This is a genomic window from Serratia sp. CY40230, assembly GCF_052168835.1.
GTDB lineage: Bacteria > Pseudomonadota > Gammaproteobacteria > Enterobacterales > Enterobacteriaceae > Serratia > Serratia nematodiphila.
On sequence record NZ_JBJNLX010000004.1, the window covers coordinates 283,668 to 298,106 of the forward strand.

11 protein-coding genes are annotated in these 14,439 nt (G+C 63.5%); 6 read left to right on the forward strand and 5 right to left on the reverse strand.

Annotated elements, in window-relative coordinates; translation table 11 throughout:
- Positions 1-18 precede the first annotated feature (18 nt).
- The 3 genes from ACJ8IJ_RS15975 to ACJ8IJ_RS15985 are packed head-to-tail and all read left to right on the forward strand — an operon-like array spanning position 19 to position 4,202.
- Positions 19-2,262, forward strand: a complete 2,244-nt coding sequence (locus tag ACJ8IJ_RS15975; protein ID WP_131165174.1) for a TonB-dependent receptor family protein — start codon at positions 19-21, stop codon at positions 2,260-2,262.
- A 46-nt stretch (positions 2,263-2,308) separates the two neighbouring features.
- Positions 2,309-2,959, forward strand: a complete 651-nt coding sequence (locus tag ACJ8IJ_RS15980) for a MotA/TolQ/ExbB proton channel family protein (RefSeq protein ID WP_016929215.1) — start codon at positions 2,309-2,311, stop codon at positions 2,957-2,959.
- Positions 2,952-4,202, forward strand: coding sequence for a phospholipase D-like domain-containing protein (locus tag ACJ8IJ_RS15985; RefSeq protein ID WP_442518803.1), 1,251 nt, complete (start codon positions 2,952-2,954; stop codon positions 4,200-4,202). Before ACJ8IJ_RS15980 ends, ACJ8IJ_RS15985 begins: the two co-directional genes overlap by 8 nt.
- Positions 4,203-4,238: 36 nt before the next feature.
- On the opposite strand, the gene ACJ8IJ_RS15990 is transcribed toward ACJ8IJ_RS15985, so the two are convergent.
- The 4 genes from ACJ8IJ_RS15990 to ACJ8IJ_RS16005 form a co-directional block, all read right to left on the reverse strand.
- Complete coding sequence (locus ACJ8IJ_RS15990) at positions 4,239-5,348, reverse strand: DmpA family aminopeptidase (protein WP_442518804.1); 1,110 nt, start codon at positions 5,346-5,348, stop codon at positions 4,239-4,241.
- 2 nt (positions 5,349-5,350) lie between these two features.
- On the reverse strand, positions 5,351-6,727 hold the full coding sequence (locus ACJ8IJ_RS15995) for an APC family permease (protein WP_442518805.1): 1,377 nt from the start codon (positions 6,725-6,727) through the stop codon (positions 5,351-5,353).
- Between the two features lie 125 nt (positions 6,728-6,852).
- Positions 6,853-8,361 carry a CoA-acylating methylmalonate-semialdehyde dehydrogenase gene (locus tag ACJ8IJ_RS16000; protein ID WP_442518806.1) on the reverse strand — a complete coding sequence of 503 codons (1,509 nt, stop codon included), beginning with the start codon at positions 8,359-8,361 and terminating at the stop codon, positions 6,853-6,855.
- Between the two features lie 10 nt (positions 8,362-8,371).
- Positions 8,372-9,712 carry an aspartate aminotransferase family protein gene (locus ACJ8IJ_RS16005; protein WP_442518807.1) on the reverse strand — a complete coding sequence of 447 codons (1,341 nt, stop codon included), beginning with the start codon at positions 9,710-9,712 and terminating at the stop codon, positions 8,372-8,374.
- Positions 9,713-9,847: 135 nt separating this feature from the next.
- Here ACJ8IJ_RS16005 and ACJ8IJ_RS16010 point away from each other — a divergent pair, with 135 nt between their 5' ends.
- Positions 9,848-10,777 (forward strand): LysR family transcriptional regulator, encoded by a 930-nt coding sequence (locus ACJ8IJ_RS16010; protein ID WP_033651382.1) that lies wholly within the window; start codon positions 9,848-9,850, stop codon positions 10,775-10,777.
- A gap of 134 nt (positions 10,778-10,911) precedes the next feature.
- Here the strand turns inward: ACJ8IJ_RS16010 and ACJ8IJ_RS16015 are convergent, their stop codons facing one another.
- Positions 10,912-12,039 (reverse strand): iron-containing alcohol dehydrogenase, encoded by a 1,128-nt coding sequence (locus ACJ8IJ_RS16015; protein ID WP_442518808.1) that lies wholly within the window; start codon positions 12,037-12,039, stop codon positions 10,912-10,914.
- 229 nt (positions 12,040-12,268) lie between these two features.
- On the opposite strand from ACJ8IJ_RS16015, the gene ACJ8IJ_RS16020 reads away from it, so the two are divergent.
- Together ACJ8IJ_RS16020 and ACJ8IJ_RS16025 are read left to right on the forward strand one after the other, a co-directional pair.
- The gene (locus ACJ8IJ_RS16020) at positions 12,269-13,027 is read left to right on the forward strand and encodes a helix-turn-helix transcriptional regulator (protein ID WP_048325996.1); all 759 of its coding nucleotides are present in this window, start codon (positions 12,269-12,271) and stop codon (positions 13,025-13,027) included.
- Between the two features lie 101 nt (positions 13,028-13,128).
- Positions 13,129-14,430, forward strand: coding sequence for an NAD(P)/FAD-dependent oxidoreductase (locus ACJ8IJ_RS16025; RefSeq protein ID WP_015376516.1), 1,302 nt, complete (start codon positions 13,129-13,131; stop codon positions 14,428-14,430).
- Positions 14,431-14,439 lie beyond the last annotated feature (9 nt).

A 14,439-nucleotide genomic window follows, 5' to 3' on the forward strand; every position in this document is an offset into this window, starting at 1 on the left:
TTTTATGGGATGCACACAATGAAATCGTTTAATCGTTCTGGGATCTATCTGGCGGTGATGTCGGCGATGCTGCCGGGCGCCGCGCTGGCGGCCGACGCCACCGATGTCGGCACCATCAGCGTCAAGGGGCAGTCGCTCGGCGGCGGCATGATGGTGCAGGACGACAGCGCCAAGGCGCGCTCCACCGTCACCAAAGAGGCGATGGACAAAATGCCGTCGGCGGCTAACGCCATCGATAAACTGAAATACACGCCGGGCCTGAACGTCAACAGCAACGACGCCAGCGGCCTGAGCGGCGTGGACTACACCATGCGCGGCATGAACTCGGATCAGATCGGCCTGTCGATGGACGGCATCCCGATCAACGACTCCGGCAACTACGCGGTCTACCCGAACCTGCTGGGCGACGCGGAAAACCTGGAGGAGGTGTTCGTCACCCAGGGGTCTTCCGAAGCGGACGGCCCGCACATCGGCTCCAGCGGCGGCAACATCGGCCTGGTGACGCGCCGCCCGGCGAAAGACTTCGGCGGTTTCGTCAAGCAGACGCTGGGCAGCAACAGCCTGAGCAAAACCTTCGCCCGCCTGGAGACCGGCGAGTACAACGGCTTCAGCAACTGGCTCTCCTATTCGCACACCGAGGCGAAGAAATGGCGCGGCGAGGGGCGGCTGTACTCCGACAAGTTCGAGATGAATTCGCTGTATGAAGACGGCAACGGCAACAGCAGCAATCTGGTGATGAAGTACAACCGCCAGAACAACACCAACTACAACACCCTGAGCAAGGCGCAGTTCCAAAACGACGGCCGTGACACCGATTATGTCACCTCGCCGGAGTACAACAGCAAAGGGCAGTTGAACAAGTATTACAAGATTGAACGCAACCCGTTCGAGAACTTTACGCTGTCGTTCACCCAGAAACTGCAGCTGCGCGACAACCTGTCGCTGACCCTGCAGCCGTATTACTACTGGGGCAACGGCGGCAGCTTCAACGGCCAGACGGCGTCGGTATTGTCCAGCACGTCGGACAGAGCCGGGCAGTATGACCTCAGCAACCTGCAGTCCAACACCTATTACCGCCCGTCGTGGACCCAAACCTGGCGGCCGGGCATCACCACCAAGCTGAAGTGGGACATTAACGATCAGCACAGCCTGGACGTCGGTTATTGGTACGAGCGCGCGCGCCAACTGCAGACTCAGCCGTTCATCAGCATCAAGGGCGACGGCAACCCGTCACAGATTTGGGGGAAACCCGGCGGTTCCGATCAGGTGAAGGACGCCAACGGCAACACCGTGCAGGGGCGCAACCAGTACACCATCACCCCGGCACAGAAAGTGTGGCTGCAGGACACCTGGTTTGCCACACCGGACTGGACCTTCGTCGGCGGCCTGGCCTATCAGTACGTGGAGCGTAAAGGGGACAACCGCGGCAGCCTGTACAACGTGCCGGAGAAGCGCAAAGCCACCTATCACGAATTCCTGCCGAACTTTAGCGCCAGCTATAAGGTGAACCAGGAAAACCAGGTGTTCTACAACCTGACGCGCAACATGCGCACGCCGCCCAACTACGTGCTGTACAACGTCGGCGACTCGCTCAGCACCAAGCCGGAGCTGAGCTGGAACCACGAACTGGGCTGGCGTTTCCAGCAAGAGGACATGCTGCTGAGCGCCACGCTGTTCTACATGCGCTACAGCGATCGCCAGATCTCCACCACCAACGCGGCCGGCGACTACGAGATGATGAACATCGGCAACGTGGAGAACAAAGGGCTGGAGCTGGAGTGGAGCGGCCAACTGCCGCATAACTTCAACTACTACACCTCTTATACCTATACCCAATCGAAGCAGAAGAACGACATCGTCAGCAATGGCGGGCAGCCGCTGCCGACCTCCGGTAAAGAGGTGCCGAACGTGCCGAAAAACCTGCTGAACATGACGTTGGGTTATGACGACGGGCTGTATTACGGCAGCGTCAGCGGCAAGTACGTCAGCGCATTCTACGGCGACTTGACCAACGACGAGAAGATCGGCGGCCGCACGGTGTTCGATCTGGCGGCGGGGGTGCATCTGCCGGTGGACAAGAAAATCGTCAAAAGCGCCGCGCTGCGCTTTGGCATCAGCAACCTGTTTGACAAGGAATACCTGACCTCGGTGCGCACCACCACCTTCAACGCGGCGCCCTACGGCGGCGTGAAGGCCAGCACCCCGTATTACAACGTCGGCGAAGAACGCACCTTCAGCGTCTCGCTGGAAGCCACCTTTTAACTGAATGCCCCGCTGCCTGCCCGGCGGCGGGGAAGAGGAACCCTGTATGGACGCCAATCTGTTGCACGACATTATTTTCTACGTGATGTACGCCGCGCTGGCGATCGCGCTGGTGATCATCATCGAACGCACGCTGTACTTCGCTTATACCCAGCGCCAGGCGCGCCGGCTGGAGCAGGCGCTGACGCCGGAGGTGCGCCGCGCGGCCGATCTGCCGGACGCGCTGACCCAGCGCAACAGCCTGCCGATGGCGGTGATCGCGCCGGTGCTGGCGCAGAAACACCGCGCCGGCGATCGCGAGGCGATCGGCGATCTGATCGACGCCCAGTATCTGCTGAGCAAGCCGCCGATGGCGCGCGGCCTGTGGCTGCTGGAAACCGTGGTCACCGCCGCGCCGTTGCTGGGGCTGCTGGGCACGGTGATGGGGATCATCGAAACCTTCAAGGCGCTGGCCGCTTCGGGCGTCTCCGAGCCGAGCCTGGTGTCGGCCGGGATGGGCACCGCGCTGTACGCCACTGGTCTCGGCATCGCCATCGCGCTGCTGTGCCTGGTGGCCAACAACTTCCTGCAGAGCCGCATGGAGCGCATCAACGAGCTGCTGAAGGTGCTGCTGATCCGCGCCGGTCAACCGGCCAGCCGCCCGGAGAGCGGCAGCGGCGAACAATGGGTTGACAGCGGGGCGCCGCGCTATGCCTAATGGCCATCCAACACGGCGGCCGTTCGGCCGCCTTTATACGGCATTGTGGGGCGGTTGTTTGTTGATGTTGAGCCAGAGCGCTGCGGCGCGTTTTGCGATTCCCGGTTATGAGCTGGTGTATACCGCACCGGTAGAAACTGCGCTGCAGGCCGACGACCTGCGCAACACCGCCGAGGTGTGGCGCGAGATGTTCGACGCGGCGAAAACCCGCATCGACCTGGGGCAGTTTTACGTGGCGAATCAGGACGGTTCGCTGCTGGACGGCGTGCTGCAGCGCCTGAAGGCGGCCGGTGAGCGCGGGGTGAAAATCCGTTTCCTGATGGAGGAGAAAGGCATCCGCAACTCCACCGCCGAAACGCTGGAACAGCTGAAGGCGATCCCCAATCTGGAGCTGCGCATCATTCCTTACCAGAAGCTGAGCGGCGGCATCCTGCACGCCAAGTATCTGCTGGTGGACGGCGAACAGGCGTTTGTCGGCAGCCAGAACTTCGACTGGCGCGCGCTGGAGCATATTCACGAAACCGGGCTGCGCATCAGCGACGCCAAGGTGGTGGGGCAGATCCAGGCGATCTTCGAACAGGACTGGCGGGCGCAGGCGCTGCTGGCGCAGGATAAGCCGGTGCCGGCGCTGCCCGATTCGCCGCCGACCGCGCCCCCGCAGGGCAACTATCTGGTGGCCAGCCCGCGCGCCTACAATCCGGCGGGCGTGCTCGATTCGCAGGCCGAGCTGCCGCGCCTGCTGGCCGACGCCAAACGGCGGGTGCGGGTGCAGGTCATGGATTACGCGCCGCTGTCGTTTGGCCCGGAGCGCAGCCGCCCCTTCTATGCGGTTATCGACAACGCGCTGCGCAGTGCGGCGGCGCGCGGCGTGCAGATCGAGCTGATGGTGGCCAACTGGAACACCAAAAAGCCGGATATCGCCTGGCTGAAGAGCCTGGCGCTGGTGCCGAACGTGCAGATCAAGGTGGTGACCATTCCGCCGGCCAGCAGCGGCTTCATCCCGTTTGCCCGCGTGATCCACAGCAAGCTGATGACCATCGATGATGAGATTGCCTGGATTGGCACCAGCAACTGGACCGGCGGCTATCTGGACAACTCGCGCAATCTGGAGCTGGTGCTGCACAGCGCGGCGATGAGCGGGCGGTTGGACCAGCTGTACCAACAGCTGTGGAACAGCGTCTATGCCGAACCCTTGAAGCTGGATTACGATTACCCGACGCCCAAGCCGGGCGGCGGATCCTGATTATCAGGGCGTGGCTACCCCCGCGCCCCGCGTTGTTTACCGTCGCCAGCCGGCCTTCTCCAGCGCCGTCACCAGCTGCTCGGCGCTCAACCCTTCCGCCCGATGGCCGTTGCCACTGACGCTATTGGCCGCCAGCAGCGCATTGACGATCGCTTCCTCTACCGCTTCCGCCGCCGCCGCGAACAGCGCCGAAATATAGTCGTTGTTCACCATGCGCAGCGGCGTGGTGAAGGCGCCTTTATTGGCGTAGTCGGCGGGCGGCAGACCGTCGTTGCCGGTGGCGAAGGCGATAAAGATATCGCCGCTTGAATCCTCGGTGCCGCCGCCGGTGCGGGCGATGCCGATGCTGGCGCGCTGCGCCAGGCGCGCGCACTGGTGCGGCAGCAGCGGCGCGTCGGTCGCCAGCGCCACCACGATGGAGCCCATGCCGGGATGCGGCAACTGCGGCGTGAACGGCGAGGGGATATGCCCCAGGTGGCGGCCCACCGGATAACCGCCCACCAGCAGCGACTCGCGCTTGCCGTGGTTGGCCTGCACGATGGCGCCCACCGTCCAGCCGCCCTGATCGGCGGGCAAGCGGCGCGATGCGGTGCCGCTGCCGCCTTTGAATTCATGGCAGATCATGCCGCTGCCGCCGCCGACCGCGCCTTCCTGCGGCAAGCCGCCACGGGCCGCCTGCTGCGCCAGGCGCACGTGCTCGGCCTTGACGTGAAAGCCGTTGATGTCGTTGAGCAGGCCATCGAAGGTTTCCATCACCACCGGCATATTCCAGTACACCGCGTTGTCGCTCGCGGGCAGCGCTTCGCGTTCCAGCGCGATCAGCGCATCGCGCACCACGCCCACGCTGTGGGTGTTGGTGAAGGCGATCGGGCTGGTCAGCAGCCCCGCTTCGCGCACCCATTCCAGGCCGGTGGCGTCGCCGTTGCCGTTCAGCACGTGCACGCCGGCAAAGCAGGGGGCGTGGCGGGCGGAGCCGGGGCGCGGTTCGATCACCGTCACGCCGGTGCGCACGCTGCGCCCGTCCGCCAAATCGGCATGAAGGCTGGCATGGCCGACGCGCACGCCGGGCACGTCGGTGATGGCGTTCAGCGGGCCGGGCGTGCCCTGGCCGATGATTATGCCCAGATCCTGAGCGCGCTGCGTCATGGTTATTCTCCTTCTATTGAGGGGGCGGCGAGGGGCGCCGTCTGGCGGCCGCGCAGATGGTTCAGCGCCAGCCCGAAGCCGATGATGCCGGCAATGATAATAAAGTCTTTCAGGCTGCTGGCGATCAAAATCGTCCACAGCACGTACAGGCAGCACAGCAGCGCCGCCAGCACCGGCAGCGGCCACAGCGGCATCAGGTACGGGTGATGGAAGTGGCGGCGACGGCGGCTGATCAGCGCCGCCACCGCCATGATGATGTACACTAGCAGCAGCAGGATCACGGTGAACGAGGTCAGCGATTCGAGATCGGAGCAAAACGCCAACAGCGCCGAGGGCACGCCGAACAGCAGGGTGGCGATCCAGGGGGTGCCGAAGCGCGGGTGGATGATTTTCAGCGCCCGGTTGAACGCCGGCAGCCAGAAGCCGTCGCGCCCGCTGGCGAACATCATGCGGCTGAACTGCGCCACGATGGCGATAATGGCGTTGAACACCGACAGATAAATCGCGCCGCTCACCACCCGCGCCAGCGTCGGGCCGCCGAGCTGGGTGACCACATAGCTGACCGGGTCGGCCTGTTTGGCCATCTCCGTCAGCGACGGCGAGCCGATCAGCAGGGCGGTGAACGGCACCAGCTCCACCAGCACCACGATGACCAGCGTCAGCATGATCGCGACCGCCATCGGTTTGCCCTGTTCGCGCATGTCTTCCGCCATGTACACCGCTGCGCCGTAGCCGTTGTAGGAGAACAGCGCGACCCCGACCATGGCGACGATCAGCGGCAGCGACACCGGCGCCAGGCTGCCCTGCGCGTCCAGCATCACCGGCGCGGTGAGGATCTCCGCGCTTTGATGCGGATGGCTGAAACCGAGCCAGGCGATCAGCGCCAGCACCGCCACTTCCACCACCAGAAAGGCGCCGGTCAGCAGGGCGTTGGCCTTGATGTTGAAAATGGCGCAGGCGCCGCCGATCAGCACGGTGATCATGCCGGCGGTGGAGGCGTCGAATGAGGTGCCCAGTGCGGTATTCAGATAGGGCACGGCGCCGGTGGCCAGCACCGCCGGCACGAACAGCGCGGCGCTGAGAATAAACAGGTAGGTCTGCAACCCGCACAGGGTGCCGAACAGGCGTTTGATGATGCTGTATTCGCCGCCGGCGCTGGGGTGCGCGGCGCCGAGCTCGGCATAGCACAGCGCGATGGTGGCGGCGACGCAGGCGGCGATCAGAAACGACAGAAAGGCGCCGCTGCCGGCGCTGGCGATCGCCAGCGGCGCGATGACGAAGATCGAACTGGCCGGCGTCACGCCGGACGCGGTAATCATCACCACGTCGAGGACGCTGAGATTGCCTTTGAAAGTGTGTTCAGGGGCGGACTCTTGCATGGTTAACGACTCCATTAACGTGTGAGTGAATTATTGTTTTGCTGCACAGGCTGTACGCAGAAATCAAATGGAGCGCGCGAAATGCCGGGGAGCTGTGCTCCCCGGAAGTTTATTGTTCTTATGTGTTACCCCTGCCCCGACGGGAAGCTGAAACTGGCGCGGCGGGCATCGCCGGAGGCCGGCCAGCGCTGGGTCACGGTCTTGCGTTTGGTGTAGAACCTGACCGCGTCCGGGCCGTAGGCGTGCAGATCGCCAAACAGCGAGCGCTTCCAGCCGCCGAACGAGTGGTAGGCCACCGGCACCGGCAGCGCCACGTTGATCCCCACCATGCCGACCTGAATGCGGCTGGAGAAGTAACGCGCCGCTTCGCCGTCGCGGGTGAACAGGCAGGTGCCGTTGCCGTATTCGTGGGCGTCGATCAAGGCCATCGCCTCTTGCAGCGACGCCGCGCGCACCACGCCAAGCACCGGGCCGAAGATCTCTTCCTGATAGATGTGCATGCCGGGCGTCACGCGGTCGAACAGCGTCGGGCCGAGGAAATACCCCTGGCTGGGGCGGCCGTCGGCGTCCGTCACGCGCAGTTCGCGGCCGTCCACCAGCAGCTCGGCGCCTTCGGCCACGCCCTGATCGATATAGCCTTTCACCTTCTGATAATGCTGTTGGGTCACCAGCGGCCCCATGTCGTTGCGGTTGTCGCTGCCGGGGCCGACGCGCATGGCGGCCATCTGTTGCCGCAGCCCGGCGATCAGCGCGTCGGCGGTGCCGTCGCCCACCGCGACCACCAGCGGGATGGCCATGCAGCGCTGGCCGCAGGAGCCGAACGCCGCGCCCATCAGTGCGCCGACCGCGCCGGGGATATCGGCGTCCGGCAGCACCACCGCGTGGTTCTTGGCGCCGCCCAGCGCCTGTACCCGTTTGTTCTGCGCGCAGCCGGTGTGATAGATGTGCTCCGCCACCGGCGTCGAACCGACGAAGCTGATCGCTTTGATGCGCCCGTCATGCAGCAGCGTCTCCACCGCTTCGCGATCGCCGTTGACCACGTTGAGCACCCCCGGCGGCAGCCCGGCCTCCGCCGCCAGCCGCGCGATATACAGCGCGGCGGAAGGGACGCGCTCGGAAGGCTTCAGCACGAAGGTGTTGCCGCAGGCGACCGCCATTGGCCACATCCACAGCGGCACCATCGCCGGGAAGTTGAACGGTGTGATGCCCGCCACCACCCCCAGCGGTTGAAACTCGCTCCAGCTGTCGATGCCTGGGCCGGCCTCTTTGCTGTGTTCGCCCTTCAGCAGTTCCGGCACATAGCCGGCGTATTCGATATTCTCGATGCCGCGCTGCAGTTCGCCCAGGGCGTCGCTGAGCACTTTGCCGTGCTCGGCGGTGATCAATTGGCAGACGGCGTCAGCATGCTGCTCCAGCAGATCCTTGAGCTTCATCATGATGCGCGCGCGTTTCAGCGGCGGGGTATCGCGCCAGGCGGGATAGGCCTGTTCGGCGGCGGCGATGGCGCGCTCCACCGTGGCGCGGTCGGCCAGCTGCACCTCCTGCGCCGATTGGCCGGTGGCCGGGTCGTAAACCGGCTGGCTGCGTTCGCCGCCGGTGGCAGGCTCGCCGTTGATCCAATGGGTAATGGTCATGATTCTCTCCTTATTCGGTGGCGTTGAGGGCGTCGCCGACGGCGTTGATCAGCGCATCGATCTGCGCCTCGCTGCTGATGAACGGCGGCGCCAACTGCAGGGTGTCGCCGCCGTAGCGCACGTAAAATCCGCTTTCCCAGCAGCGCATCGCCGCCTCGAAGGGGCGCCGCGCCGGTTCACCGGGCCACGCCGCCAGCGTGATGCCGGCCGCCAGGCCGATATTGCGAATGTCGGCGACGTGTTTGGCCCCCTGCAGACTGTGCACCGCGCGTTCGAAATAGGGCGCCAGCGCCTGCACGCGCTCCACCATCTGTTCGCGCTGCAGGATGTCCAGCGTCGCCAGCGCGACCGCGCAGCTGACCGGATGAGCGGAGTAGGTGTAGCCGTGCGGGAATTCGAGCTGGTAGTCCGGCTCGCCGCCGTTCATGAAGGTGCGGTAGATCTCCGGCCGCACCACCACCGCGCCCATCGGCTGCGCGCCGTTGGTCACCTGTTTGGCGATGTTCATGATGTCCGGCGTGACGCCGAACGCCTCGGCGCCGGTCATCGCGCCGCAGCGGCCGAAGGCGGTGATCACTTCGTCGAAGATCAGCAGAATGTCATGCTGGGTGCAGATCTCGCGCAGGCGCTGCAGATAGCCGACCGGCGGCACGATCACCCCGGCGGAGCCAGAGAACGGTTCGACGATCACCGCGGCGATCGTCGAGGCGTCGCGCAGCGCGATGATGCGGCTGAGCTCATCCGCCAGCTCCGCCCCCTGTTGCGGCATGCCGCGCGAAAAGGCGTTGCCGGCCAGCAGGGTGTGCGGCAGGTGATCCGCCTCGGCGCCGGCGCCGAACGTCTTGCGGTTGCCGGCGATGCCGCCGACTGAGATACCGCCGAAGTTAACGCCGTGGTAGCCCTTTTCCCGGCCGATAAAGCAGGTTTTGCCCGCCTGGCCTTTGGCGCGCCAGTAAGCGCGCGCCATTTTCAGCGAGGTGTCCGCCGCTTCCGAGCCGGAGCCGGTGAAGAACACGTAATCCAGCCCCGCCGGCGTCATCGCTTTGATTTTGTTGGCTAGCTCGAACGACAGCGGGTGGCCGAACTGAAACGCCGGCGAGTAATCCAGCGTCGCCAGTTGGCGCTGGGCGGCGTCGGTGATTTCCTGCCGGCCGTGCCCCAATCCGCAGCACCACAATCCGGACAGGCCGTCGAAAATCTTTCTGCCGTCGTGGCTGGTGTAATACGCCCCTGCGGCCTGAGTAATGATGCGCGGCTGCGCTTTAAAATTGCGGTTGCCGGTAAAAGGCATCCAATGGGCTTCTAACCCTGCGGCATCGAGACGATTAAGCGAATAATTTTCAGCGGCCATGTTTTCCTCCGGGCAGGAAAATAAGTGCGATTAATTAAATAAAATGAGTTGTTAACGAATTGTTGTGCGAAATTGACTATGTACCGCTTGTTCTCTACTGTGAATAATCATATGTCGAAACTTACTTAAGGTTTTATGCAAGTAAAAAAGCGCGCGTTGCTGGGACAATTGTCGGATATGGATCTGCGTTTGCTGCGGGTATTCAAGGCCGTGGTCGACTGCGGCGGCATGAGCGCCGCCGAACTGGAGCTGAACATCAGCCTGTCGACCATCAGCAAGCACATCAAGGATCTGGAGCAGCGGCTGGGCCTGACGCTGTGCCAGCGCGGGCGCGAGGGCTTTGCGGTCACCGACGAGGGGCTGATTATCTACCAAGAAACCGTCAACCTGCTGGCGGCCACCGAGGCGTTCCGGCGCGGGGTGGACGAGGTGCACCAGCGCATGGGCGGGCAGCTGCACGTGGCGATATTCGACCATACGGTCAGCAATCCGCAGGCGCAGATCGGCCGGGCTATCGCGTTATTCAGCGAGCGCGCGCCGGAGGTTTCTTTGCAAATGTATGTGGAGCCGATTAATACCATTGAACGCGGCGTTATTGACGGGCAATTTCAGGTTGGGGTTATTCCCATGCACCGCAGCGCAGAAAGTTTATCTTATCATTCGTTATTCAGTGAGAGGATGTTCTTATATTGCGGCGCGCAGCATGAATTATTTTCCGCTCGCCATGAAACATTAAATTGGGATCTGCTGCACAATTATGCCTTCGCCGGATTAGGCTATCATTCGCCGAATATGGAACTGAGCCTGCAGCAACATTTGCATCGCAAGGCGACGGGATTTGCGCAGGAGTCGATAGCGACGTTAATTCTGTCCGGCAAATACGTCGGCTTTCTGCCGGATCACTACGCGGCGTTTTTTGTGGCGCAGAACCTGATGCGGGCGATCAAACCGGCGCTGTTCCGCTATCACTGCGAATACTCCAGCGTGCTGCGCCGCTCGCCGGTACCGCAGCGGGTGGTGAAGCTGTTCCATGAGTGCCTGCTGGCGGCCCACGGAACAGCGTGACGCTTACTGCTCTTTCTTCTTGCCGAAGATTCTGATCAGCGCGCCGACCAGGATGCCGACCGCGATGCCGGCGAAGATCCAGCCGATGATGCCCATTTCCTTACTCCTGCTAGTGCGTTGATCTGATTATATAATCATTCGACGCGAAACGCCTCTTCGATCATCCGTTGCCGCTGCGCCGGCGCATAGTCGATCCAGGAATTCTTGCTGTTGGATTTCTCCAGCGCCACCGCCAATTCCTGGCCGGAAATCGGCAAATCGTCCTGCCAGAACGGCGCGATGGTGTGGCGGGTGATGAAATCGGTCAGGTAGCTCTCCGGGCTGCCCTGCCAGTGCGGGTACAGGCGCGTGGCCAGCTCGGCCATCAGTGCGCGCTGCTGCGGCTGTTCGCTGCTTTCCAGCAGGGTGAGGAACGGCAGCAGCAGGCGGCCGCAGACCTGGCCGTGATGGTAGTCGCGCAGCGCGCCGATCTCGCCGGCGATGCCGTGAATGACCCCCAGCCCGGCGGCGCTCAGCGTCAGCCCCCCGAGGTACGAAGCCTGCATAATCGCTTCGCGCGCCGCGTCGCTGCGGTTGAGCGCCGGCCAGGCGGCGAGGAAGTGGCGGATGCCGCTCAGCGACATATCGCGCGTCATGGCGCCGGCGGTTTTCGACAGATAGGCCTCGAACAGGTGGGTGAAGGCGTCGATGGCGCAGTAGGCCAGCACCTTGTCCGGCGCGCCGGCCAGCAGCTGCGGATCGAGAATGGCGGTGTGCGGCACGAAGTTATTATGGCGCAGCGAGGCTTTCACTTTGCTGACCTGGGTATCGGTGATCACCGCGTTCTGCGTCACCTCGCTGCCGGTGCCGGCGGTGGTGGGAATGGCGATCAGCGGCAGGGTGGCGCCGCTGATTTTGCTGTCGCCCACCTTTTCCATATAGCGCAGCGTTGGCAGCGGGTGCTCCACCAGCGCGGAGAACGCCTTGGCGGCGTCCAGCACGCTGCCGCCGCCGATGGCCACCACGCGCCGCGCCTGGCCGCGCCAGCGCGCCACCCAGGCGTCGATTTCCTGCGGCGACGCCTCGTGGCTGACGATCTCAGTGCCGATGAACAGCGGCGTCAGCGACTCGCGCAGGCCGGCGTACACCGGGCCGTTGAGAAAAGAGCGGCAGCTGAACAGCAGCGTCGGCTGCGGATCGGCCAGCAGCAGCGGCGGCAGCTGTTGGATGCTGCCGTGGCCGAACCAGGTCTGGCGGTTGGCGATGATATGGCTGACGGACATGAGGTCTCCTTGACGGCGTTGCGGGGCGCGATGCCACAGCATAAGCCAGCGGGCGCGGAGCGGCCACCGCTTTCCCCGCCGCGGCAACCTGTGAGTTGTTTAACATGTAAACGATCTCGTTCTTGCATTTCGGCTCGCCGGATGCTTTTTTTAACAGTACCGGCCGTCATGCGGCCAACCCCATCCGAAATCGGTAGATTGTTAATGTATTAATAATGGCGAGGCGGGTATGGATATTCAGGTTGAACGCTTGTCTGCGGTGATCGATGCGGTGGCCAGCCCGCGTTTTTATCCCAGCCTGCTGAACTGGCTGGAAGGGTTTTTCGCCTTCGACAACGCCATCGTCTATGCCTTCGAACGCGGCCGGCCGCCGCGCTGCCTGATCAAAACCGAGCGGGAAAACAGCGACGCGGTCAACCAGATCTACCAGCAGGGCGCCTACCTGCAGGATCCGTTTTACCGCGCGCTGAACGACGGCGGCGAAGGCGAGGTGCTGACGTTGCGTCAGCTGGCACCCTGCGGGTTTTATCACAGCGACTATTACCGTAACTTTTATCGCAAGACCGGCTGGCACGACGAGGCCGGCGTGCTGCTGCAATTGACGCCGGAGCGCGGGCTGGGAGTGTTCTTTGGCTCGGCGCGCCGCACGGTGGCGGTGCGTTACCCGCAGCGGGCGGATCTGCGCAGCGCGCTGACGCTGGTGAAAAGCGTGGCGCGGCTGCACGGCGAAGTGGTGGCGGCACCGGCCGATGCCGACACGGTGAACGACGACGGCGCGCAGGCGCGTTATTTGCTGACGCCGCGCGAGCGCGAGATCGTCGATCTGATCCTCGCCGGCTGCGGTTCGCAGCAGATCGCCGACCGGCTGTTCATCAGCCTCGGCACGGTAAAAAATCACCGCAAGAACATCTACGGCAAGCTGAACATCGGCTCGCAGGCCGAACTGTTCAGCCTGCTGCTGACCGCCCCGCAGCGGCGCAGCGCGTGAATGTTAATTTTTTGTAGCGAATGTCCCTAAGGGGACATAGCGGACAATCCCACGGCTCCCGATAATCCGATGTCATGGCATAGGCAATCGGGAGTGCGGCAGTGAACAACGAAATCGAGTCCTTAACCTACTACGCGGCGACCAAAAAATACGATCTGCGCTTCCCGACGCTGGAAGAGGATCTGGACGTTGACGTGGTGATCATCGGCGGCGGCTTCTCCGGTATCAACACCGCGCTGGAGCTGGCAGAGAAGGGCATCACCAATATCGCCATCCTCGAAGGCCGCTATCTGGGCTACGGCGGCACCGGGCGCAACGGCGGCCAGGTGATGGCCGGCATCGGCCACGATCTGGAGAAGATCAAACGCCACGTCGGCCCGGCCGGGCTGGAAACCATCTTCAAGATCAGCAACCTCGGCGCCGGCATTATCCGCGAGCGCATCAAGAAATATGACATCGACGCCGATTTCTGTTTCGGCTACGGCTATCTCGGCAGCAACGCGCGTCAGGAGAAGACCCTGCGCGGTTGGCTGAAGGAGTTCAGGGCGGTGGCGCCGGAGGAGGAGATCGAGCTTTACACCGGTGCGGAGGTGAAGCAGGTGGTGGGCTCCGACGCCTACACCTGCGCGCTGAAACACATGGGCGGCGGCCACGTGCATTCGCTCAACCTGCTGCTGGGCGAGGCCAAGGCGCTGAGCGGCTACGGGGTGAAAATCTTCGAGAACAGCAGCGTGCTCAACGTGGAATACGGGCCGCGCATCACGGTGCGCACCGCCATGGGCTCGGTGCGCGCCAACAAAATGCTGTGGGCCTGCAACGGCTTCCTCAACGGCATGGAGCCGCAGATCTACCGCAAGACCATCAACACCTACGCCTTCCAGCTGGCCACCGAGCCGCTGTCTGACGATCTGATCCGTCAGATCAGTCCGATCCGCGGCGCCTACAGCGACATTCGCCCGGTGATCGACTATTACCGGGTGACCAACGAAAACCGGCTGCTGTTCGGCAGCGCCACTCGCCTGATCGAATATTTCCCGTCGGATCTCAAGGCCTGGAACCGCAACCTGATGCTGAAGGTGTTCCCGTACCTGAAAGACGTGAAGATCGATCTGGCCTGGGGCGGCCCGCTGTGCTGCAGCGCCAACCTGTTCCCGCAGATCGGCACGCTGCCGGATCGCGACAACGTGTTTTATGTGCAAGGCTACTCCGGCTTCGGCGTGACGCCGAGCCACATCGTGTGCAAGGTGCTGGCGGAGGGCATGAGCGAAGGATCCGATCGCTACGATCTGATGAGCTCGATCCCGCACGTCAACATCTTCGGCAAGGACAAGCTGCGGCGGGTGATGACCACCGCCGGTAAGGTTTGGCACCAGACATCCGGCTACTGGAAAGGCCGCCGTTAACCCTCAGAG